The following is a 21,156-nucleotide window of genomic DNA, read 5'->3' as shown; positions in this document are numbered from 1 at the left end:
ATATTCCATCAGGACGAGGGAAATGACAATGCAGCCCTCAGGAATCGATTTCCTGGAACCGTTCTTCGAAACCGCGCGTACGGATCCCGCGCGCCCGGCCGTGGTCGACAACGGGCTCGTCGTCGGCTACGGCACCCTCGCCGCCTGGGTGCTGGAGGTGGCGGGCGCGGTCGAGCCGCGCACGGACGCCCCCCAGCCGCCGGTCGGGGTGGTCGTGCACCACTCGGCCCGTGACGTGGCGGCCCTGCTGGGCGTGCTCGCGGCGGGCCGGGCGTACGTGCCGCTGGAGGCCGGCCATCCCGCGGCCGTGCTGGATGCCGTACTGGCCCGGCTGGAGGTCCGGGAGGCCGTGGCGACCGCGGACACCGGCTGGCAGCCGGCCGTCGCACGCGTGCTCCGGCCGCGCTGGGCCGCGTCCCCGCCGGCGCCGCCCGCGGGGCACGACTCCGGCGTACGGCCCGGGGATCCGGCGTACGTGCTGTTCACCTCCGGGTCGACCGGCACGCCCAAGGGGGTCGTGGTGCCGCACCGCGCCCTGGCCGCCGTGGTGCCGCCGCTGCGCGACCTCTACGGCATCGGCCCGCACTCCACCGTGCTCCACTTCCACGGGGCGGGCGGCGACACGAGCCTGGAGGAGATCCTCCCCACCCTGACCGGCGGCGCCACCCTCGTCGTGGACGACGCGGCACGCGAGGCCTTCGCGCAGGTCGCCGCGGAACAGGAGGTCACCGTGGCGGTGCTGCCGACCGGCTTCTGGCACAGCCTGACCGGGGACCTGCTCCAGCAGGGCGCGGGTCTGCCCCCGTCGCTGCGGACCATCGTGATCGGCGGTGAGGCGGTGCGCGCCGACATGCTGGAGCGCTGGCGGCTGCTCGGCGCCGACGGCGTACGGCTGCTGAACACCTACGGATCGACCGAGACGGCCCTGGTCACCCACGCGGTGCCGCTGGCCGGGCCGGACGCGCCCGAACTGCCCGACACCGGCGGGGACCTGCCCATCGGACTGCCCCTGCCGCACGTCGGCCAGCGCATCGACGACACCGGCGAACTCCATGTTTCCGGGCCCGGGCTGGCGCTCGGCTACCACGGCGCACCCGCGGCGACGGCGGCGCGCTTCACCGAGCACGCGGGGACCCGCTGGTACCGCACCGGGGACCTGGTCTCCGAGGCTCCGGGCGGCGCCCTGGTCTTCCGCGGCCGCTCCGACCACCAGGTCAAGATCCGCGGGCACCGGGTGGACCTGGTGCACGTGGAGGCCCTCGTCGGAGCCTGCGCGGGCGTGCGGGAGGTGGCGGCCGCCCGGGTCGACCGGGCCGAACACAGCACGCTCGCCGCCTTCTTCGTGCCGCTGCCGGGCCACGACCCGCGCGAGGTGGTGACGGGCGTACGCGCCCGGCTCGCCGGCACCGCGGCCCCGCAGCTGGTGCCCAGCCTGCTGGTGGCCGTCCCGGACCTGGAACACACCCACACGGGCAAGGTGGACCGCGAGGCCACCCGGGACCGCTACCTGGCGACGGCGGAGGCGGCCCGATGACCGCAACGTCCCGTACGGAGCGGGCGGAGCACACGGAGGGCGCGGACGGTGCCCCGTACGCCCCGGACGGCGGCCCCGCTGCCCTCGCCGCCTACGCCGCGCACCGGCTGGGCGTCGCCCTGGACCCCGCCACGGCGCACGAGGACGAGACCGGCTGGGACTTCCGCGTCACGCACGTCCGGGCGGCCGACGGCGCCTGGTGGATCCTGCGCCGGCCGCGCCGGCCCGAGGCAGCGGACCGGCTCGCCTTCGAGGGCGCCGTCCTGTCCGCGGTCCGCGCCCGGACCTCCGTGCCGGTGCCCGACTGGCGCCTGCACGGCCCGGACCTGGTCGCGTACCCCCGTCTGCCCGGCGAGGCGGCGGGCACGGAGGACCCCGACACCCTCGTCTACGGGTGGTCCATGGACCCGCTGGCCCACCCCCGCCACTACCTGGAACCCCTCGCGCGGGCCCTCGTCGCCGTGCACACGACCCCCCTCGACGGCGTGCCCGGAACGGCCGGCCGGGAGCGGGCCGACGCCGGCACCGTACGCACCCGGATCGCGGACCGCCTCTCCCGGGCCCGGACCGAACTCCCCCTGCCCGCCGACGGACTGCGGCGCTGGCGGGCCTGGCTGGACGACGACCGGCTGTGGCCCGACCGGCTGACCCTGATCCACGGCGACGTCCACCCCGGACACACCCTGGTGGTGCGCCCGCAGTCCGGTCCGCCCGCCCTGTCCGGCCTGCTGGACTGGGCGAACGCCGATGTCGGCGACCCCGCCGCCGACTTCGTGGACATGCTGTACGCCGGGGGCACCCCGGTCCTCGACCGGCTCCTGGACGCCTACCGGACGGCGGGCGGCGAGGTCCGCGACGGCATGCGCGCGCATGTCCTGGCCCGCGCCTCGTTCCTGTGGGTCCACGTGGCCCTGCGGGGCCTGGACACCGGCCGCCCCGCCTGGGTGGAGACGGCGCTGCGCAGGATGGCGCCGTGAGGGGCCCCGGAGGCGCCGCGCGCACGACGGGCCGGACGCCCGGCGGCACGGCCTACACCCTGCACGGGACGGGGGACCGTCCGGTGGTGCTGGTCGCGGGCGCGGGCGGCGCGGGCCGCATCTGGGAACACCACCAGGTCCCGGCCCTGACGGCGGCCGGCCGTCTCGTGGTCACGTTCGACCACGGCCCGGAGCCGGCGGGCGCGAAGGCGGCCGGGCCGCAGACGGCGGGCGCGGGAGCCGACACCGCGCAGGCCGCCACCTCGGAGGCCGTCGGCTCCGAGGCCTACGGGCCGCTCGCGCTGGCCGCCCGGACCGTGGAGCTGCTGACCGCCCTCGACCTGCCACCCTGCCCGCTGGTCGGGCACTCCCTCGGCGCCCTCGCCGTACAGGAACTGCTCCTGACCGACGCGCACCGGGTGAGCGGGGCGCTGCTGGCGGCGACCCGCGGCCGCTCCGACGTACTGGCCGAGGCCCTGACCCGCGCGGAGACCGCGGCGGCCCGCGCGGGCACCCGGCCGCCACCGGAGTACGAGGCCTTCGTCCGCCTCGTGCTGAACCTCTCCCCGCGCACCCTGGCCGACGAGGGCGCGGCGGCAGAATGGCTCGACTTGTTCGAACTTGCCGCGCTGACCGGCGAGTCGGCGGCCGACCGGCCGCTCCCCCCGCTCGGCCACCGGCCGGCCGACTTCGGCCGGATCCCGGTCCCCGTGCTGGTGGTCGGCTTCGCCGACGACGTGCTGGCACCCGCCCCGCTGGGCCGGGAGGTCGCCTCCGCGATCCCCGGCGCCCGCTACACGGAGCTCGCGGACGCCGGCCATCTCGGCTTCCTCGAACGGCCCGGGGCCTTCAACACCGTACTGCTGGACTTCCTGGCCACCCTGGCCCCGACCGACCCCGGAGCACCCCGTGTCCCCTGAGTCCCAGACCTCCACCACGACGGCCCCGGCGAGCGAGGTCGAGATCGTCCACGTCGGCCAGGAGGCGCCCGACTCCTGGGCGGCGTCCGTGTACCTGTGCGGGCCGACCCCCACCGACCCGGCCGAGCCCTCGTGGCGGCCGGACGCCGTCGCCGCCCTGCGGTCCTCGTGGTCCGGGGCTGGCCGGCTGGCGGTCTTCCTGCCCGAGCCGGTGCCCGGCGGCGACTACCCCGCGTACGGGGACCAGATCGCGTGGGAGGAGGACGCGATGCGCCGGTCCGACGTGATCCTCTTCTGGATCCCGCGCGACATGGCCCGCCTGCCCGGCCTCGTGTCCAACATCAAATGGGGCTCGTGGTGCGACTCGGGCCGGGCCGTCCTCGGCACTCCGCCGGAAGCCGAACGCATGGCGTACCTGCTCCACTTCGCCGGCACCCTCGGGGTCCCGGTGGAGCGCACGCTGCAGGGCGCGGCCGAGGCGGCGCTGCGCGCGGTCGGACCGGGCTCCGCCCGCAGCGGCGGCGAGCGGTCGGTGCCGCTGACGGTGTGGCGGACCGGGCAGTTCCGCACCTGGTACGCCGGCCGCCGCGAGGCCGGGGACCGGCTGCTGGACGCACGCGTCGAGTGGTACGCGCCGGGCGCCGGACCGGACGGATCGGACGGATCGGACGGCTGGCTGGTGACCGCCACCGTGGCGCCGGGCGACGGCTCGGCGCCCGGCGCGGTCCGGCTGCTCGCGGCTCAGGGGCAGGGCATGCTCATGTAGAGCGCCTGCTCCCCCTCGGACTCGGTGCCCAGGTACAGGGCGGTGTCCAGGCCGCAGAGGGCGAATCCCATCCGCCGATAGGCATGGATGGCGGGGGCGTTGACGTTGGTGACCTCCAGCCAGAGGTGTCCGGCGCCCCGCTCCCGGGCGAAGTCCACCGCGTGCCCCATGAGCGCCCGGCCCAGACCCCGGCCCCGGTGGCCCGGTGCGATCTCGATGTCCTCGATCGTCAGCCGCCGGTTCCACGAGGAATAGGAGACGGCGGCGAAACCGGCGAGCCCGGAGTCGGGGTCGACGGCGACGAAGGTGCGGCTGTCGGCGTCCTCGCCCTCCTCCCCCGCGTCGTCCCCGTCGTCGCCCTCGTCCTCGGGGAACACCTTGACCAGCGGCGGGTCCACCGGGACCTCACGGAGGGCGAAGCCGTCCGCGTGGACCGCGACTTCGAAGACGGTGCTGGTGCTGAAGGACCCGTCGAGGGCCTCGATGGCCCCGGCGTCCTCGGGGCGGGCGGTACGAAACTCGTACGCCGTGTCATGGATCGTGGTCATGGCAGGAGGCTATGACCGCCCCACCCCCCGAACGACACATTCCAGCCGTCCCCGACACCCGGGGCGTCCCTGCCGCACTGGCGGGCGTGACGTGCGGAATCGGGTCGCGCGTCGGGCGCACGCGCCGAGCTCGATGCGCGGGCCCGACCCGGCTGTCCGACAGCCGTGCGGACGTCCGGACGGGGTGCCTCTGCCGCGCCCTCGTCGCACCGTAGGCGAGCGGAAGGCCGTCTCGAAGCAGGCGTTCACACCCCTTCCGTGCCCCGCTGACCTGGCCATCGACCGCGAATCAGCGTCCCCTCTAGGCGATCTTCGCCTAGAGGGGACGCTGCACTCGTGGACCCTCGAGCCAGACGACTGCCGGGCAGCCACCTTCAAGTCGAAGACTTCAGATCAAAAAGCGATACGAAAAGCTCACACAAGCCAGTTGAACAATCACATTCACGCGAACTTGAGACATCAAGGATCATCCACGAGCGCCACTCCCTAACCTCCCGGACGAGGAGGCGAGCACCCGGACCGCCTTCGGCGTTGACACGAACGCCATCAACAGACCTGACGTTCACCAGAAGGCGGCCCCATGACCAGCGCGAACGACGTTCGTCCGCCCGTGCACACCGAGATCATCGAAGTGACTCCCGAGCGGTGCAGGAGCTGGATGGAGAAGAGGACCTGCAATCGGGTTCCCCTCAAGCGCTCCAACGTCGACAAGTTCAAGAACATCCTGCGCGAAGGGCAGTTCCGCACCACGCACCAGGGATTCGCGCTCGACTGGCACGGCTGCTTGATCGACGGGCAGCACAGGGCCGCCGCCCTGATCGAAACCGGCATGACGGTGACCGCGCAGGTCACCTACAACCTCGACCCGGACTCGTTCGCCGCCATCGACGGCGGCCGCGTCCGCACCGCGGGGGACTTCGTCGCGCAGATCACGCAGATGAAACAGAGCAACTCCAATGTCTACGGTGCGGCTTTGAAGATCCTGGCAAACCGGGCGGCCGGGCTCCACTGGACACGATGGACCAGCGGACGGCTCACCGCCGAGCAACTGCAGGACCTGGTCCCCGCGTGGCCCGTCGAGGAGGAACGCATCGTGCGTCTCGTGGGCAAGGGGAAGCAGTGCCATTCGAGTGCGACCGGCCTGGTCGTCGCCTACAAAATCATCACCGACGTGTGGCCCGATGACGTGGCGGACCTCTTCTTCGACCGCATCGGTGACGCCAGCCGTGAGTTCATCGGACGGGACCCCCGGGCGATGTACACGAACACCATGCTGAACGTGAACCGAGGGATCGTCAGCCGCGACAGCGTGCAGCAGTCCGCGCAGGCCATCAAGGCGTTCAACGCCCTCGTCCTGGGTGAATCCATCGGCACTCTCAAGAAGATGAAGATGGGCGGCGTGAAGATCGTCGCCGATCGCCGGACCGGCGAAGAGGTGCACCAGGAATACCTGGCGGACCGCTACCCGGAGGTCACGCCCGCCGCGACCCACGTCAGCGACAAGTGGCTCGCGTCGGACGACACGAGGCTCTTCGACTAGAGGGATCCGTCCCCCTCGCCACGAGCGGGCTCACTCTTCGCGGCCCCCACCCCGGCCCTTGCGCAGCGGAACGACGGCGACGGCGACCGCCGTGACCGAGGACAGCAGCTGCACCAGAAGGGCCGCACGGTCCGCGGGAACGAAGAGCACCAGGCCCGCGGCGGTCGACACCGTACACAAGGCCGCTGCGAGCACCACCCCTCTGCGCCGCGCCGTCGACGGGGTGGCTTCCCCACGGTGTTCGTCCGACATCTTCTCCCTCTCCCGAGCCGGGGTGCGACAACCAGGCTCCCGCAGGGCGAGGGGCAGTTGATCGGACGGGACGTGTGGGGACGTCGGAGGTCTCATCCGTGCCGGCGGGGAGCCGGGGTGGGTGGTCCTGTGTCAAGAAGTGCCGCGCGGTGTCGGTCATTACCCGGACGGAGTCCAGTGCCGAAGATCATCCGAATGCCGAACGAGGTCGAGTTGCCCCCGGGTGCCCGTCGGCGGTTCTCCGCGCTCCTCTTCCACCTCTACCGGGACGCCGGACGGCCCGCACTACGACTGGTCAGCGACGCGATCGCCCAGCGCAGCGACCTGGACGGCACGGCGAGCCGCGAGACGGTTCGCAGGATGCTGCACGGGACGGTGCCGAACGACTGGCGTGCGGTGGAAGCGGTCCTGGAGGCGTTCTGTGCTCTCGGTGATCTCACGCCCGAGGACGTCGTGGACACCGGCGACGGATACGGCAGAGCCCTGCGTCCTCATCTCCGCGAGCTGTGGAACCAGGCGCTGGAGCACCCCGACCCCGATCCCGATCCTGATCCCGTCGATACCTCGGGGTTCAGGAGCGTCCGACAGCGCCGTGCCGACATCGGCCCGCCTCCGGACCCGTTCTAGCCGACGTGCACGGACCGTCCCGTAGCCGTTCCCTCGTCCGCCCTCTAGTCGACGAACAGGCGTTCCCTCGGGGCGATGTCGCTCCGCCCCCGAGACCCGGGGGCGGTCCCGGTCAGGTGCCGTTGACCGGGAGGACGTCCGGGGAGAGGGCGCCCGCCTGGGAGGTCGCCGAGGTCATCCGGCGGCGGTGGTGGCGCCGGCACAGGACCTCGTAGCCGACCTGCTCCGCCGGGCGGTTGACGTCGCCGACGACCACCTGGGCGCCTTCCACGACCATCTCCCCACCCAGCGTACGGGCGTTGTGCGTCGCGCGCGCCCCGCACCAGCACAGGGCTTCGACCTGGAGCTGCTCCAGGCGGTCGGCCAGTTCGATCAGCCGCTGCGAGCCGGGGAAGAGCTTCGTGCGGAAGTCGGTCGTGATGCCGAAGGCGAAGACGTCCATGTCGAGGTCGTCGACGATGCGCGCGAGCTGGTCGATCTGCTCGGGGGCCAGGAACTGGGCCTCGTCCACGATCACGTAGTCGGCCTTGCCGCCCTGGGACAGCTGGGCCACCACGTACGCGTACAGGTCCATGCCCTCCGGCGCCTCGATCGCCTCCGTCACCAGTCCGAGGCGGGAGGACAGCTTGCCCTCCCCCGCCCGGTCCTGGCGGGTGAAGATCACGCCCTGGAGGCCGCGCGCCGAGCGGTTGTGGGTGATCTGAAGAGCGAGGGTGCTCTTTCCGCAGTCCATCGTTCCGGAGAAGAACACCAGCTCGGGCATGGGGAGTACGGGACCTTTCGGGGTCGTGGGCGGCGGGGACGGGCGCAGGGCCGGGGAGGTCCGGCGCCGGACGGGTGCGAGGTACGGGTGCGGTGTACGGGGTGCGGTGCGGGCCGCGGGACGAGGGCGGGTCAGGTACGGATCTCGAGCAGCGGCACGAGCTGCTCCGCCGCGGTCATGGAGCCGTGCATGCCGACGAGCGCGGACTCGTTCGGCTCGTTGCGCGAGGCGGTGATCGCGGCGTCGGTCTGGGCGGCCGCCACCACGTCGCCGATCCGCCCGAGCACCCGCTCGTCGACCTCTCCCGGCGCGCCGAACCAGCCCAGTTCCAGGGCCTCTTCGCGGCTCGCGACCCAGAAGCGGTCGCCGAGCACCTCGCGCCACACGGTCAGGACGTCGGCCTCCGCTCCCGGCACCGCGTACACGTGCCGGGCTCGGCCCTCGCCGCCCAGGAGGGCGACGCCCGCGCCCAGCTCCCAGTCCTCGTCGAAGTCGATCCGGGAGTCCTCGTCGAAGGGGACGTCGACCATCCCGTGGTCCGCGGTCACGTACAGGGCGGTGCGCGCCGGCAGCTGTTCGGCGAGCCGCTGCACGAGCCGGTCCACGTACATGAGCTGGCCGCGCCAGGCGTCGGAATCCACGCCGTGGCGGTGGCCGGCCCCGTCGAGCTCGCTGTAGTACGTGTAGACGAGCGAGCGGTCACCGGCCGCGAGCCGCTCCGCCGCGACGTCCATGCGCTCCTCGCCGGTCATCCGGCCCAGGAAGGTGCCGCCGCTCAGCGCGACCTTGGTCAGCGGGGTGCTCTGGAAGGCGGGCGCGGACACCTGTGCGGTGGCCACACCGGCGGTGTCGGCCTGCTGGAAGACGGTCGGGTACGGCTGCCAGGGCTTCGGCGGGGTCCACGGGTGCCAGCGGAGCTGGTTCATCAGCTCGCCGGTGGCCGGATTGCGCACGGCGTAGCCGGGCAGGCCGTGGCGGGCCGGCGGGAGGCCGGTGCCGACGGAGGCCAGCGAGGTGGCGGTGGTCGCCGGGAACCCGGCGGTGAGGGGCCGGCCGGTGCCGCCGCGGGAGCTGCCGAGCAGGGAGGTGAGGAACGGGGCCTCGGCCGGGTGGGCCTTGATCTGCTCCCAGCCCATGCCGTCGACCAGGAACACGCAGTTCCGGTCGGCGGGGGTGAGCTCGGTGATGACCGGGGTGAAGCCGGGGACGCCCTGGCCGGCGACGAGCGTGGGCAGCAGGTCGGCGAGGGATCCGGCGCCGTACTCCGGGACGGGGGCGCCGGCCGGGTCCAGCAGGTCCGGTTCGGTCCAGTCCTGCGCCGCGGAGTAGGCCATCAGCGGGCGGGGGTGGAGGTGGCGGCGGTGGCCTCGCTGAGGGCCTGCGCGAAGACCAGGGTCTGGCGCACCGCCTCGGGGCCGTCCCCGGCCTCGCTCACCCGGAGGCTGAGGTCGTCGGCGGTGGAGTTGCCGGTGTAGCCGTGGTCGGAGTCGCAGTTGGGGTCGCCGCAGGCGGCCGGCTCCAGGTCGATGCGGGAGACGGCGCCCCAGCCGATGGTCAGGACGACCTCGCGGGGCAGGGTGCCGGGGGTGTAGGACTCCGGGTTGGCGACGACGCGGCTCAGCACCACGGAGGAGATGCTGGACAGCTTGACCGACTCGGTGGAGGTGGTCGCGTACGGGGACGGCGATCCCGCGTCGGCGGCCTGCTCGTCGGTGTGGGAGACGATGAACCGGTTGCCGGTCAGGACCAGCACGGTGACGTGGCGGCGGACCTCGTTGGAGTCGAAGGTCGTCTCCTGGTGGACCAGGTACGACGAGATCGGCTCGCCGCCCACCGCGGCCTCCACGGCCTCGGCCACGAGGGCCGGGTAGTAGCCGCTGCGCTCGATCGCCGTGCGCAGCCCCTGGGTCGTCGTACCGGATTTCGCCATGAGGTCCATCCTAAGGCCCCTCGGGTGCCCTCATACCGCGCCGTACCCGCTCAGTAACTGGGAAGCGTCCGCGGTCCGAGGTCGCCGCGGGCGGGCGGATGGGCGACGCGGACGGTCGCGCCGAGGGGGCGGGCGCCCTCTCCGGCGACGACGACCGGTTCCAGGGTGACGCCGATCACCTCGGGGTGGTCGTCGACCAGCCGCGACAGCCTCAGGAGCAGCTCTTCGAGGGCCGGGGTGTCCACGGGGTCGCTGCCACGCCAGCCGAAGAGGAGCGGTGCGGCGCGCAGGGAGCGGATCAGCCCGGCCACGTCCCGGTCGGTGGCGGGGACCAGCCGGTGGGCGGTGTCACCGAGCAGCTCGGAAGGGACCCCGGCCAGTCCGAAGGAGAGGACGGCGCCCGCGGCCGGGTCGATGACGGAGCGGACGACGGTGTCGACCCCGCGCGGGACCATGGGCTGGATGACGGGCTGGAGCTCGGCGGGCTTGCCGAGGGCCTCGGTGAGCTCCTCGTACGAGCGTCTCAGCTCGGTCTCGTTCGTCAGGTCGAGGCGTACGCCGCCCAGGTCGGCGCGGTGGCGCAGGTGGGGGGCGGTGGTCTTGAGGGCGACGGGGTAGCCGAGGACCCCGGCGGCGCGGACCGCCGCGTCCGGGCTGGGCGCGGGGAGAGTGGGCACCACGCGGATGCCGTAGCGGGCGAGGAGCTCGCGGGCGTCGGCGTCCGCCAGGGTCGCGACGGCCCCGTCACCGACCCCGGCCAGCAGGGCGGACAGCTGGAGCGCGGCGCCCGCCTCGTCGATGTCCTCGTACGCGGGGACCTGCCCGGCGTCGGCGGTGGCGCGCCGCCACTGCCCGTAGCGCACGGCCTCGGCGACCGCCTTGACGGCCCGCTCGGCGGCGGGGTAGCTGGGGATCCGGTGCGGGTCGGCGGCGCCGGTGGGGGCGTCCGCCGCCGGGGCCGGGGCGGTGTCGGGGGCGGTCGGGGCGGGGGCCGTCCCGGCGGGCCCGCGGGCCGCGGAGAGGGCTTCGACCAGCTCGGCCAGTTCCACGTGGACGACGGCGACCGGCTTGCCGGGGGTCTCGGCGACGGCCTCGCGCAGGGCGGCGGCCAGGTCGTCGGCGAGCGCGTGCTCGCTCACCCAGGGGATCGCCGTGACGACGACGGCGTCGCTGTCCTCGGAGCGGAGCGCCGCCGCGAGCGCGGTGCGGAAGTCCTCCGGCGCGGCGGCGGTCGTCAGGTCCAGCGGCCGCAGCGGGCGCAGGCCCTGGGCGAGGCAGGCGTCGTAGGTGAGGACCCCGAGGGATTCGGAGTTGCCGAGGATCGCGATCCGGGGGCCGGCGGGCAGCGGCTGCGAGGCCAGCAGCAGGCCGACGTCCACCAACTCCGTGACGGTGTCGACGCGGATGACGCCCGCCTGGCGCAGCAGGGCGGAGACGGTCTCCTCCGGCAGCCGGGTGCCGGGCACGACGAGCCCGGCCGGGGTGTGGCGGCCGCCCTTGGCGACGACGACGGGTTTGGCGGCGGCGGTGCGGCGGGCGAGGCGGGTGAACTTGCGCGGGTTGCCGAGGGTTTCGAGGTACATCAGGGCGACGTCGGTCGCGTCGTCCTCGTACCAGTACTGGAGGATGTCGTTGCCCGAGACATCGGCCCGGTTCCCCGCCGAGACGAAGGAGGACAGGCCCTCGCCCCGCCGCAGCAGCGCCGAGAGCAGGGCGATGCCGATCGCGCCGGACTGGGTGAAGAGGCCGATCCGGCCGTGCATCGGCAGGGGTGCGGGCGTCAGTGAGGCGTTGAGCCGGACCTCCCGGGCGGTGTTGATCACCCCGTAGGCGTTCGGCCCGATGAGCCGCATGCCGTACGAGCGGACCTGGCGCACCAGTTCGCGCTGGCGGGCGAGGCCGGCCGGGCCGCTGTCGCCGTATCCGGCGGAGAGGACCACGAGCCCCTGTACGCCGTGCTCCCCGCAGGCGGCCACCGCGTCGGGGACCCGCTCGGCCGGGACGGCGATCACGGCGAGGTCGACCGGGGCTCCGACGGCCCCGAGGGTGCGGTAGGCACGGACCCCGTCGAGCAGGTCGCTCGTGACGGCCTCGTTGACGGCGTAGAGGTGGCCGTGGAAGCCGCTGTCGCGCAGGTTGCGCAGCGCGGCCGCGCCCACCCCGCCGCCGGACCGGCTGACCCCGACCACGGCGACGGATCCCGGCGCCAGCAGCCGCTGCACGGAGCGCGCCTCGGCGCGCTGCTCGCGGGCCAGCTGGACGGCGAGGGACTCGGCGGTGGGTTCGAGGTCGAGGGTGAGGTGGACGGAGCCGTCCTCGAAGCTGCGCTTCTGCTCGTACCCGGCGTCCGTGAACACCTTGATCATCTTGCTGTTGGCGGGCAGCACCTCGGCGGCGAAGCGGCGGATGCCGCGCTCGCGGGCCACCGCCCCGATGTGTTCGAGGAGGGCGGAGGCGACCCCGCGGCCCTGGTGGGCGTCCTGGACGAGGAAGGCCACCTCGGCCGCGTCGGCGGGGGCCGAGGCGGGCCGGCCGTCGGGGCCGATGCGGTCGTAGCGGACGGTCCCGATGAACTCCTCGCCGACGGTGGCGGCGAGCCCGACCCGGTCCACGTAGTCGTGGTGCGTGAAGCGGTGCACGTCCCGGTCGGAGAGTCGGGGGTAGGGGGCGAAGAAGCGGTAGTACTTCGACTCGTCGGAGACCTGCTCGTAGAAGCTGACCAGCCGGCCCGCGTCCTCGGCAGTGATGGGCCTGATCCGGGCGGTGCCGCCGTCGCGGAGGACGACGTCCGCCTCCCAGTGGGCCGGGTAGGACGGGTCCGACTCTATGGTCATGCGCATACCTTACGGCCGGACCGGGCCGGACAGCTCTCGCGCGGCGCACGCGGCAAGCCGGGGCAGAACGGTGCAAGCTGGGGGATCCAAGGGCGGCGGATCCGGGCCGGAGGTCGGTCGGAGCATTCCGGGTGCCGTGAGAGACTGGTCTAGACAACCGTAAGAACCTGAAGGGCATCACCATGGCAGAGCGCCGCGTCAACGTCGGGTGGGCCGAGGGCCTGCACGCTCGTCCCGCCTCGATCTTCGTCCGCGCGACGACCGCTTCCGGCGTCCCGGTGACCATCGCGAAGTCCGGCGGCGACCCCGTCAACGCCGCCTCCATGCTGGCGGTCCTGGGCCTGGGCGCCCAGGGCGGCGAGGAGATCGTCCTCGCCTCCGACGCCGAGGGTGCGGACGCCGCACTGGACCGCCTGGCGAAGCTGGTCGCCGAGGGGCTCGAAGAGCTCCCCGAGACGGTCTGACCCTTCAGGTCCGCCTCCGGGCCCGTTGCGGGATCCACCGAGGATCCACCGGCGGGCCCGTCCTTCGGATCCGGCCTGCGGGCCGGTCCGCCCCGTACGCGGCGGAGCCGCGGCCCCCGGCGCGACGGGGACCGCGGCTCCGCCGTTTCCGTACCCGGGGCGGCCTCCGCGCCCGGCGGGAGGAATCCACGCCGAGCGGAATACACCGGGAGGAAATGCGCGCCGGACAGAAGAACGCCGTCGGCGTGAATTCACGACGGCCCGCCGATCACGGCCGGAAATCCCGGGCCCGGAAGGAATCGGGCGTCCGGAAATAACCGGCCCCGGAAATTCAATCGCCCGGCAGTCCGCAGACCGCACCCGATTCCCTCTTTTGTATACGGGCGTTGTTAATGCCGACCGCCCGGCATGTGTACGGCAGGTTGCGAAGTCCTCACCGCCGCGCGGGGGCGCGGGCGGTGGGCGCCCGCCGCGCGCTCGGCGTGCACGGCGGCCAGGGAGCGCGCCCGTTCGGCGTCCCCGCGCGCCACGGCGTCCACGAGCGCACCGTGCTCGGCCCAGCACTCCGTCGGCCGGGCCGGCGCGTCCACCACGAACATCCAGGCGGTCTTGTGCCGCATCTGGGTGAGCAGCGCGATCAGGCCGGGGCTGGCGGAGGCCTGGGAGAGCGTCTCGTGGAACCAGCCACCTAGGGCCCGCAGGTCCTCGCCCTGCCCCTGCCTGGCCCGCTCCTGCCCCAGTCTGACCAGCCCGCGCAGCACCTTCAGGTGTCCGTCGGTGCGCCGCCGGGCCGCCCGGGCGGCCGCGAGGGGCTCCAGCAGCACCCGTAGCTCCAGGAGGTCCGCGGCCTCCTGCGCGGTCGGCTCGGCCACACAGGCCCCCGCGTGCCGCCGCGTGGTCACGAACCCCTCGGACTCCAGGGTGCGCAGCGCCTCGCGGACGGGGACCCGGGAGACCCCGTACCGGCGGGCGAGCACCTCCTCGGTCAGCCGGGCGCCCGGCGCGAACACCCCGGAGACGATGTCGTCGCGGATCGCCGTGCATACCGCGTGCGCAGGAATACGCAAGACCGAACCTCCGCCTATTTCCGACTGCCTGCCACAATGCACGCGCGTGCGCGCGTCACGACTCTATTGCAGCACACCATAATTTCGAGAGCGGACGGAAATCCGTAACATTGCGCGGAGGCGCAAAACACGAGGACCCCGGCTCGGTGCGAGCCGGGGTCCTCGGTGAAGCGGAAGGATGCGCGGTTGTCAGAGGCTGACGCCGTGCGAGCGCAGGTACGCGATCGGGTCGATGTCCGAGCCGTACTGCGAGCCGGTGCGGGCCTCGAAGTGCAGGTGCGGGCCGCTGGAGTTGCCGGTGGAGCCCGACAGGCCGATCTGCTGGCCCGGGGTGACCTGCTGGCCGACGGAGACGTTCAGCGAGGACAGGTGCCCGTACTGGGTGAAGGTGCCGTCGTTGTGCTTGATGACGACGTTGTTGCCGTAGGCGCCGCCCCAGCCGGCCTCGACGACGGTGCCGGAGCCCACCGCGTGGACCGACGTGCCGGAGGCCGCGTGGAAGTCGATGCCCGTGTGGCTGCCGGAGGACCACATGCCGCCGCCCGCCTTGTACTGCGTGCTGACGTACGAGTCGTCCAGCGGGGAGACGAAGGTGTTGAGGCGCTTGCGCTCCTCCTCGCGGGCCGCGCGCTCGGCGGCTTCCCGCTCGGCCTTGGCCTTGGCCTCGGCGAGGCGCTTGCCCTCGGCGGCCTTCTGCTTGGCCTCGGCCTCGGCCTGCGCCTGGGCGGCGGCCTGGTCGGCGACGCGCTGCTGGGACACGGCCTGGTCGGCGAGGTCGCCCGCGAGCTCGTCGGCGACGACCACGGCACCGAGGCCGTTGTCGGCGGCGGAGGTGCTGCTGTGGTTGTCCGCGGCGAAGGCCGGGGCGGCGAGGGAGCCGACGACACCCGTCGTGGCGATCGCGGCGATACCGGCGTAGCCGGCGGTCTTCTTGCTCAGGCGGCTGGAACCACGGTGCTTGCCGGTACCAGCGGGACGACTGCCAAACGCCATGAAGGGTTTGATCCTTTCCTTCCTTCTCGCCTACCGGGTTAGCTGACGGGTTCGGAGCAGGAAGGTCTCCTACGGGCCTCCTCTTGCGAGGGGGTCCGATTCACCCCAGGGACTCATGTGGGTCCCCGGCTCCCCAGGCTCGCGCCTGACGGGGACTCGGCGATCGCTGTCCGGTGCCGCGGGTGCGGCGGGCACGACTGACGAACAGCACGGCCGACGCTAGGCGGATCATCAGCCGATCACCAAACAGACGCGCGTTTTTGTTGCGTACGCCACATCACATAAAAGCAACCACGACACTAAACGGACAAAAGGGCTCCGGCGGCAGTGCCGCCGGAGCCCTGTGCCCGGTAAGTCAGTTGACGGCCCCGTAGCCGAACGGCCGGCAGCCGTCGGACCGTCAGTTGGTGACGACGGAGACCTCTCCGATACCGAGGGCCCGCACGGGCTCCTCGATGACCGCCGCGTCGCCGACGAGGATCGTGACCAGCCGGTCCGCCGGGAAGGCCTTCACAACCGCCGTGGTGGCCTCCACGGTGCCCGTCTCGGCCAACTGTGCGTACAGCCGCGCCTGGTAGTCGTCCGGCAGCTCCTGCTCGACCTGGTCGGCCAGGGTGCCCGCGACCGAGGCCGCCGTCTCGAACTTCAACGGGGCCACGCCCACCAAATTCTGCACGGCCACGTCGCGCTCGGCGTCGGTCAGGCCGCCCTCCGCCAGGGTCCGGAGCACCTTCCAGAGGTCCTCCAGCGCCGGGCCGGTGTTGGGGGTGTCCACCGAACCGCTGATGGCGAGCATCGAGGCGCCCTTGCCGTCCGCCGTGGACCGCAGCACCTGGCCGAAGGCGCGCACGCCGTAGGTGTACCCCTTCTCCTCGCGCAGCACCTTGTCCAGGCGGGAGGTGAGGGTGCCGCCCAGGCAGTACGTGCCGAGCACCTGGGCCGCCCAGACGCTGTCGTGGCGGTCCGCCCCGATCCGGCCGATCAGCAGCTGGGTCTGCACGGCGCCGGGCCGGTCGACGATGACCACGCGGCCGGTGTCGTCGGCGGTCACCGGCGGCACCGGGCGGGCCTCGGCGGTGTTGCCCGTCCAGGTGCCCAGGGTGTCCGCGAGGACGGCGTCCAGGTCGATCCCGGTCAGGTCGCCGACGACCACCGCGGTGGCCGTCGCGGGGCGTACGTGGGCCTCGTAGAAGGCGCGTACGGCGGCGGAGTCGATCCGGGCGACCGTCTCCTCCGTGCCCTGGCGCGGCCGGGACATGCGCAGGGACGCCGGAAACAGCTCCTTGGAGAGCTGCTTGGCGGCGCGGCGCTGCGGGTTGGCCAGCTCGTGCGGGATCTCGTCGAGCCGGTTGCGGACCAGCCGGTCCACCTCGGCGTCGGCGAAGGCGGGTGCGCGCAGCGCCTCGGCGAGCAGCCCCAGCGCCTTGCCCAGCCGGGAGGCCGGGACCTCCAGGGAGACCCGCAGGCCCGGGTGGTCGGCGTGGGCGTCGAGCGTGGCGCCGCAGCGCTCCAGCTCGGCGGCGAACTCCTCGGCGGAGTGCTTGTCGGTGCCCTCGGAGAGCGCGCGCGCCATGATGGTCGCCACGCCGTCCAGGCCCTCGGGCTCGGCGTCCAGCGGGGCCGCGAGGTTGACCTCCACCGCGATCACCTGCTGGCCCGGGCGGTGACAGCGCAGCAGGGTCAGGCCGTTGGGCAGCTCACCGCGCTCGGGGGCCGGGAAGGCCCACGGCTGCGGCTCCCCCGCCTCCGGGCGCGGGTGGAAGGTCATCGTGACGGCTGCGGTGTCGCTCACTGCTCCGCCCCCTCGTTCTCGTCGGACTCGTCGTGCAGGTCGGAGGCGTCGGCGTCCTCGGCCGCCAGCGGCTCGTAGACGAGCACCGCGCGGTTGTCCGGGCGCAGCCGGGCCGCGGCCACGGCCTGCACCTCCTCGGCGGTAATGTCCAGGACGCGCCGGACGGCGGTGAGCGCCAGCTGCGGGTCGCCGAAGAGCACCGCGTAGCGGCACAGTTCGTCGGCGCGCCCGGCCACCGTGCTCAGCCGGTCCAGCCACTCGCGCTCCAGCTGTGCCTGGGCGCGCTCCATCTCCTCGGCCGTAGGGCCCTCCGCGGCGAACCGCGCGAGCACCTCGTCCACGGCCGCCTCGATCGCGGGGATCTCGACGCCGCTGGAGGTCTTGACGTCCAGCCAGCCCAGCGAGGGAGCCCCGGCCAGGCGCAGCATGCCGAAGCCGGCGGCGACGGCCGTCTGGTCGCGGCGCACCAGGCGGTTGTGCAGCAGCGAGGACTCGCCGCCGCCCAGGATGGTCAGCGCCACGTCGGCGGCGTCGCACTCGCGGGTGCCGTCGTGCGGCAGCCGGTAGGCGGCCATCATGGCGCGCGCCGGGACCTCCTCGACGATCTCCTCGCGCAGCTGCTCGCCGATGACGTCGGGCAGCGAGCCGTCGCGCGGCGGCTGCTTGCCGTCGTGCGAGGGGATGCTGCCGAAGTACTTCTCGATCCAGGCGAGCGTCCGCTCCGGGTCGATGTCGCCGACGACCGACAGCACCGCGTTGTTGGGCGCGTAGTACGTACGGAAGAAGGCGCGCGCGTCCTCCAGGGAGGCGGCGTCCAGGTCGGCCATGGAGCCGATCGGGGTGTGGTGGTACGGATGGCCCTCGGGGTAGGCGAGGGCGGTCAGCCGCTCGAAGGCGGTGCCGTAGGGGACGTTGTCGTAGCGCTGGCGGCGCTCGTTCTTGACGACGTCGCGCTGGTTCTCCATGGACTCCTCGTCCAGGGCGGCCAGCAGGGAGCCCATCCGGTCCGCCTCCAGCCAGAGCGCGAGCTCCAGCTGGTGCGTCGGCATCGTCTCGAAGTAGTTGGTGCGCTCGAAGCTGGTGGTGCCGTTCAGGGAGCCGCCGGCGCCCTGGACCAGCTCGAAGTGGCCGTTGCCCGGTACGCTCGCCGAACCCTGGAACATCAGGTGCTCGAAGAGGTGAGCCAGGCCGGTACGGCCCTTGACTTCGTGGCGCGAGCCGACGTCGTACCAGAGGCAGACCGCGGCGACCGGGGTCAGGTGGTCCTCGGACAGCACCACGCGCAGACCGTTGGCCAGCCGGTGTTCGGTCGCTGTCAGGCCGCCGGAGCCGGCCTGGGCTGTGGCCGTGTGACCCATGGGCATGTGGTCCCTTCGATCGCGATACAGAGATTTCTTGCAGACCTGCCACTGTATGCAAGCGCGTCGGCCGCCGGATAAGTTCCCGGCCCAGACCTGGGTCGGAGTCGGCGTTGTCGGCGCCTCGGGCCACAATGGTCGGCGTCATGACCCCGCCGGACACCTGCACGACCCGGCCGCACCACCCGCCACACCAGCCAGATCCCGCCACACCCGCCAGACCCCGCACCACCAGCCCGACACCCAGCACACCCCATTTTGGTTAAGGAGCCGCGCAGCGATGGCCCGCCGCAGCACGAAGACCCCGCCGCCGGAGGATTTCGAGGAGAGGATCCTCGACATCGACGTCGTCGACGAAATGCAGGGCTCCTTCCTCGAGTACGCGTACTCGGTGATCTACTCCCGCGCCCTGCCCGACGCCCGCGACGGCATGAAGCCGGTGCACCGGCGCATCGTCTACCAGATGAACGAGATGGGGCTGCGCCCCGACCGCGGCTACGTGAAGTGCGCCCGCGTCGTCGGCGAGGTGATGGGCAAGCTCCACCCGCACGGTGACGCGTCGATCTACGACGCGCTGGTGCGCATGGCACAGCCCTTCTCCATGCGGCTGCCGCTGGTCGACGGCCACGGCAACTTCGGCTCGCTCGGCAACGACGACCCGCCGGCCGCCATGCGGTACACCGAGTGCCGGATGGCCGACGCCACGTCGCTGATGACGGAGTCGATCGACGAGGACACCGTCGACTTCACCGCCAACTACGACGGCCAGGAGCAGGAGCCGGTCGCGCTCCCCGCCGCCTACCCCAACCTCCTGGTCAACGGCGCGTCCGGGATCGCGGTCGGCATGGCGACCAACATGCCGCCGCACAACCTCGGCGAAGTCATCGCGGCCGCCCGCCACCTGATCCGGTACCCGCACGCGGACCTGGAGGCGCTGATGCGCTTCGTACCGGGTCCCGACCTGCCCACGGGCGGCCGGATCGTGGGCCTCTCGGGCATCAAGGACGCCTACGAGAACGGCCGCGGCACCTTCAAGATCCGCGCCACGGTGGCCGTGGAGAACGTGACCGCCCGCCGCAAGGGCCTCGTCGTCACCGAACTGCCCTTCACGGTCGGCCCCGAGAAGGTCATCGCGAAGATCAAGGACCTGGTCGGCTCGAAGAAGCTCCAGGGCATCGCCGACGTCAAGGACCTCACCGACCGCGCCCACGGCCTGCGCCTGGTCATCGAGATCAAGAACGGCTTCCACCCGGAGGCCGTGCTGGAGCAGCTCTACAAGCTGACGCCGATGGAGGAGTCCTTCGGCATCAACAACGTGGCGCTGGTGGACGGTCAGCCGCTCACCCTCGGCCTGAAGGAGCTGCTGGAGGTCTATCTCGACCACCGCTTCGAGGTCGTCCGCCGGCGCAGCGAGTTCCGCCGCACCAAGCGCCGTGACCGGCTGCACCTCGTCGAGGGCCTGCTGGTGGCCCTCATCGACATCGACGAGGTCATCCGGCTCATCCGCGACAGCGAGAACTCCGCCCAGGCCAAGGCGCGGCTCATGGAGCGGTTCTCGCTCAGCGAGACGCAGACCCAGTACATCCTGGACACCCCGCTGCGCCGGCTCACCAAGTTCGACCGCCTGGAGCTGGAGTCCGAGCGCGACCGCCTCACCGGCGAGATCGACGAGCTGACCGGGATCCTGGAGTCCGACAACGAGCTGCGCAAGCTCGTCTCCGCGGAACTGGCCGCGGTCGCCAAGAAGTTCGGCACCGAGCGGCGTACGGTCCTGCTGGAGTCGGCGGGCACCGCGGTGGCCGCCGTGCCGCTGGAGGTCGCGGACGACCCGTGCCGGGTGCTGCTGTCCTCGACGGGGCTGCTGGCCCGCACCGCGAACGGCGACCCGCTCCCGCAGGAGGAGGGGGGCTCCCGGTCCAAGCACGACCTCGTCGTCTCGCAGGTCGCGGCGACGGCGCGGGCCGACGTCGGCGTCGTCACCTCGGCGGGCCGGCTGCTGCGCCTGTCGGTGATCGACCTGCCGCAGCTGCCGGACACGCACGCCGCGCCGAACCTGGCGGGCGGGGCCCCGGTCTCCGAGTTCCTCTCGGGTCTGGAGCCGGACGAGAAGGTGGTCTGCCTGACCTCCCTCGACGAGTCCTCGCAGGGCCTGGCGCTCGGCACCGAGCAGGGTGTGGTCAAGCGCGTCGTGCCGGACTACCCGGCCAACAAGGACGAGCTGGAGGTCATCACCCTCAAGGACGGTGACCGGATCGTCGGCGGCGTCGAGCTGCGCACCGGCGAGGAGGACCTGGTCTTCATCACCGACGACGCCCAGCTGCTGCGCTACCCGGCGGGCCAGGTGCGCCCGCAGGGCCGTCCGGCGGGCGGCATGGCGGGCATCAAGCTGTCCGCGGACGCCAAGGTGATCCACTTCTCGGCCGTCGACCCGGGCCGGGACGCCGTGGTGTTCACGGTGGCCGGCTCCCACGGCACCCTGGACGACTCGATGCTGTCCGGGAAGCTGACCCCCTTCGACCAGTACCCGCGCAAGGGCCGCGCCACCGGCGGCGTGCGCTGCCAGCGGTTCCTGAAGGGCGAGGACCTGCTGGTGCTCGCCTGGGCCGGCCCGACCCCGGCCCGCGCGTCGACGGCGGCCGGTGCTCCGGCCGCCCTGCCGGCGCCGGATCCGCGCCGGGACGGCTCCGGGACGCCCCTGCCGGGACCGGTGGCGGTCGTCGCGGGACCCGCGCTCTAACCCGGGGAACGGGGTGTCCGGTCCGGAGCCGGACACCCCTTTTGCCGACTAGTG

18 protein-coding genes and 1 riboswitch are annotated in these 21,156 nt (G+C 72.9%); of the genes, 8 read left to right on the top strand and 10 right to left on the bottom strand.

Going from position 1 to position 21,156, the window contains the following annotated elements:
• The first annotated feature begins 28 nt into the window (after nt 1–28).
• From ACPU2J_RS25490 to ACPU2J_RS25475, 4 genes are read left to right on the top strand one after another with little or no spacing between them, the layout of a single operon-like run.
• Nucleotides 29–1,534: an AMP-binding protein gene (locus tag ACPU2J_RS25490; protein WP_423834055.1), complete on the top strand. Its 1,506-nt coding sequence runs from the start codon at nt 29–31 to the stop codon at nt 1,532–1,534.
• Nucleotides 1,531–2,511 (top strand): macrolide 2'-phosphotransferase, encoded by a 981-nt coding sequence (locus ACPU2J_RS25485; protein WP_423834054.1) that lies wholly within the window; start codon nt 1,531–1,533, stop codon nt 2,509–2,511. The genes ACPU2J_RS25490 and ACPU2J_RS25485 overlap by 4 nt, the downstream gene beginning before the upstream one ends.
• Nucleotides 2,508–3,431 carry an alpha/beta fold hydrolase gene (locus tag ACPU2J_RS25480; protein WP_423834053.1) on the top strand — a complete coding sequence of 308 codons (924 nt, stop codon included), beginning with the start codon at nt 2,508–2,510 and terminating at the stop codon, nt 3,429–3,431. The genes ACPU2J_RS25485 and ACPU2J_RS25480 overlap by 4 nt, the downstream gene beginning before the upstream one ends.
• The gene (locus ACPU2J_RS25475; RefSeq protein WP_423834052.1) at nt 3,421–4,197 is read left to right on the top strand and encodes a nucleoside 2-deoxyribosyltransferase domain-containing protein; all 777 of its coding nucleotides are present in this window, start codon (nt 3,421–3,423) and stop codon (nt 4,195–4,197) included. Before ACPU2J_RS25480 ends, ACPU2J_RS25475 begins: the two co-directional genes overlap by 11 nt.
• Here ACPU2J_RS25475 and ACPU2J_RS25470 read toward each other — a convergent pair.
• Nucleotides 4,173–4,745, bottom strand: a complete 573-nt coding sequence (locus ACPU2J_RS25470) for a GNAT family N-acetyltransferase (protein ID WP_391345844.1) — start codon at nt 4,743–4,745, stop codon at nt 4,173–4,175. The two genes, ACPU2J_RS25475 and ACPU2J_RS25470, sit on opposite strands and share 25 nt — an antisense overlap.
• A 580-nt stretch (nt 4,746–5,325) precedes the next feature.
• On the opposite strand from ACPU2J_RS25470, the gene ACPU2J_RS25465 reads away from it, so the two are divergent.
• Nucleotides 5,326–6,285 carry a hypothetical protein gene (locus ACPU2J_RS25465; RefSeq protein WP_423834051.1) on the top strand — a complete coding sequence of 320 codons (960 nt, stop codon included), beginning with the start codon at nt 5,326–5,328 and terminating at the stop codon, nt 6,283–6,285.
• Nucleotides 6,286–6,315: 30 nt separating this feature from the next.
• Here the strand turns inward: ACPU2J_RS25465 and ACPU2J_RS25460 are convergent, their stop codons facing one another.
• Nucleotides 6,316–6,537 carry a hypothetical protein gene (locus ACPU2J_RS25460; protein WP_423834050.1) on the bottom strand — a complete coding sequence of 74 codons (222 nt, stop codon included), beginning with the start codon at nt 6,535–6,537 and terminating at the stop codon, nt 6,316–6,318.
• 195 nt (nt 6,538–6,732) lie between these two features.
• On the opposite strand from ACPU2J_RS25460, the gene ACPU2J_RS25455 reads away from it, so the two are divergent.
• Nucleotides 6,733–7,164: a hypothetical protein gene (locus tag ACPU2J_RS25455; RefSeq protein WP_423834049.1), complete on the top strand. Its 432-nt coding sequence runs from the start codon at nt 6,733–6,735 to the stop codon at nt 7,162–7,164.
• A 112-nt stretch (nt 7,165–7,276) separates the two neighbouring features.
• On the opposite strand, the gene ACPU2J_RS25450 is transcribed toward ACPU2J_RS25455, so the two are convergent.
• From ACPU2J_RS25450 to ACPU2J_RS25435, 4 genes are all read right to left on the bottom strand, one after another.
• Nucleotides 7,277–7,927, bottom strand: a complete 651-nt coding sequence (locus ACPU2J_RS25450; protein WP_361589329.1) for a thymidine kinase — start codon at nt 7,925–7,927, stop codon at nt 7,277–7,279.
• 131 nt (nt 7,928–8,058) lie between these two features.
• Entirely contained in the window at nt 8,059–9,261 is a 1,203-nt protein-coding gene (locus ACPU2J_RS25445) for an alkaline phosphatase family protein (protein WP_420079374.1), read from the bottom strand.
• Entirely contained in the window at nt 9,261–9,857 is a 597-nt protein-coding gene (locus ACPU2J_RS25440) for a DUF5998 family protein (RefSeq protein WP_073909804.1), read from the bottom strand. Before ACPU2J_RS25440 ends, ACPU2J_RS25445 begins: the two co-directional genes overlap by 1 nt.
• Nucleotides 9,858–9,907: 50 nt before the next feature.
• A complete protein-coding gene (locus ACPU2J_RS25435) occupies nt 9,908–12,697 on the bottom strand; it encodes a GNAT family N-acetyltransferase (RefSeq protein ID WP_423834048.1) in 2,790 nt (929 codons plus the stop codon).
• 176 nt (nt 12,698–12,873) lie between these two features.
• Between ACPU2J_RS25435 and ACPU2J_RS25430 the strand changes: the two genes are divergently transcribed.
• Nucleotides 12,874–13,155: an HPr family phosphocarrier protein gene (locus ACPU2J_RS25430; RefSeq protein ID WP_327737834.1), complete on the top strand. Its 282-nt coding sequence runs from the start codon at nt 12,874–12,876 to the stop codon at nt 13,153–13,155.
• A gap of 389 nt (nt 13,156–13,544) precedes the next feature.
• Here the strand turns inward: ACPU2J_RS25430 and ACPU2J_RS25425 are convergent, their stop codons facing one another.
• From ACPU2J_RS25425 to ACPU2J_RS25410, 4 genes are all read right to left on the bottom strand, one after another.
• Complete coding sequence (locus tag ACPU2J_RS25425) at nt 13,545–14,222, bottom strand: GntR family transcriptional regulator (RefSeq protein WP_365496334.1); 678 nt, start codon at nt 14,220–14,222, stop codon at nt 13,545–13,547.
• A gap of 189 nt (nt 14,223–14,411) precedes the next feature.
• Complete coding sequence (locus ACPU2J_RS25420; protein ID WP_361589341.1) at nt 14,412–15,215, bottom strand: M23 family metallopeptidase; 804 nt, start codon at nt 15,213–15,215, stop codon at nt 14,412–14,414.
• A gap of 13 nt (nt 15,216–15,228) precedes the next feature.
• Nucleotides 15,229–15,387: riboswitch (cyclic di-AMP (ydaO/yuaA leader) on the bottom strand.
• A gap of 228 nt (nt 15,388–15,615) precedes the next feature.
• The gene (locus ACPU2J_RS25415; RefSeq protein WP_365078398.1) at nt 15,616–16,983 is read right to left on the bottom strand and encodes a M16 family metallopeptidase; all 1,368 of its coding nucleotides are present in this window, start codon (nt 16,981–16,983) and stop codon (nt 15,616–15,618) included.
• Nucleotides 16,984–17,003: 20 nt separating this feature from the next.
• Complete coding sequence (locus tag ACPU2J_RS25410) at nt 17,004–18,365, bottom strand: M16 family metallopeptidase (RefSeq protein ID WP_361589344.1); 1,362 nt, start codon at nt 18,363–18,365, stop codon at nt 17,004–17,006.
• Nucleotides 18,366–18,645: 280 nt separating this feature from the next.
• Between ACPU2J_RS25410 and ACPU2J_RS25405 the strand changes: the two genes are divergently transcribed.
• Nucleotides 18,646–21,102 (top strand): DNA gyrase/topoisomerase IV subunit A, encoded by a 2,457-nt coding sequence (locus ACPU2J_RS25405; protein WP_420079376.1) that lies wholly within the window; start codon nt 18,646–18,648, stop codon nt 21,100–21,102.
• Nucleotides 21,103–21,156: the final 54 nt, after the last annotated feature.

Source organism: Streptomyces manipurensis, assembly GCF_049570255.1.
In the GTDB taxonomy this organism is placed as follows: domain Bacteria; phylum Actinomycetota; class Actinomycetes; order Streptomycetales; family Streptomycetaceae; genus Streptomyces; species Streptomyces manipurensis.
Note: the sequence above shows the minus strand (reverse complement) of the source record. Positions and strands in the feature narration are given on the sequence as shown.

What these genes read in the sequence shown, in the direction of transcription:
- ACPU2J_RS25415 (WP_365078398.1), bottom strand. Translation starts at nt 16,983, where the DNA reads ATGACCTTCCACCCGCGCCCGGAGGCGGGGGAGCCGCAGCCGTGGGCC.
- ACPU2J_RS25470 (WP_391345844.1), bottom strand. Translation starts at nt 4,745, where the DNA reads ATGACCACGATCCATGACACGGCGTACGAGTTTCGTACCGCCCGCCCC.
- ACPU2J_RS25460 (WP_423834050.1), bottom strand. Translation starts at nt 6,537, where the DNA reads ATGTCGGACGAACACCGTGGGGAAGCCACCCCGTCGACGGCGCGGCGC.
- ACPU2J_RS25445 (WP_420079374.1), bottom strand. Translation starts at nt 9,261, where the DNA reads ATGGCCTACTCCGCGGCGCAGGACTGGACCGAACCGGACCTGCTGGAC.
- ACPU2J_RS25420 (WP_361589341.1), bottom strand. Translation starts at nt 15,215, where the DNA reads ATGGCGTTTGGCAGTCGTCCCGCTGGTACCGGCAAGCACCGTGGTTCC.
- ACPU2J_RS25410 (WP_361589344.1), bottom strand. Translation starts at nt 18,365, where the DNA reads ATGGGTCACACGGCCACAGCCCAGGCCGGCTCCGGCGGCCTGACAGCG.
- ACPU2J_RS25485 (WP_423834054.1), top strand. Translation starts at nt 1,531, where the DNA reads ATGACCGCAACGTCCCGTACGGAGCGGGCGGAGCACACGGAGGGCGCG.
- ACPU2J_RS25490 (WP_423834055.1), top strand. Translation starts at nt 29, where the DNA reads ATGCAGCCCTCAGGAATCGATTTCCTGGAACCGTTCTTCGAAACCGCG.
- ACPU2J_RS25435 (WP_423834048.1), bottom strand. Translation starts at nt 12,697, where the DNA reads ATGCGCATGACCATAGAGTCGGACCCGTCCTACCCGGCCCACTGGGAG.
- ACPU2J_RS25440 (WP_073909804.1), bottom strand. Translation starts at nt 9,857, where the DNA reads ATGGCGAAATCCGGTACGACGACCCAGGGGCTGCGCACGGCGATCGAG.
- ACPU2J_RS25405 (WP_420079376.1), top strand. Translation starts at nt 18,646, where the DNA reads ATGGCCCGCCGCAGCACGAAGACCCCGCCGCCGGAGGATTTCGAGGAG.
- ACPU2J_RS25430 (WP_327737834.1), top strand. Translation starts at nt 12,874, where the DNA reads ATGGCAGAGCGCCGCGTCAACGTCGGGTGGGCCGAGGGCCTGCACGCT.
- ACPU2J_RS25450 (WP_361589329.1), bottom strand. Translation starts at nt 7,927, where the DNA reads ATGCCCGAGCTGGTGTTCTTCTCCGGAACGATGGACTGCGGAAAGAGC.
- ACPU2J_RS25465 (WP_423834051.1), top strand. Translation starts at nt 5,326, where the DNA reads ATGACCAGCGCGAACGACGTTCGTCCGCCCGTGCACACCGAGATCATC.
- ACPU2J_RS25455 (WP_423834049.1), top strand. Translation starts at nt 6,733, where the DNA reads ATGCCGAACGAGGTCGAGTTGCCCCCGGGTGCCCGTCGGCGGTTCTCC.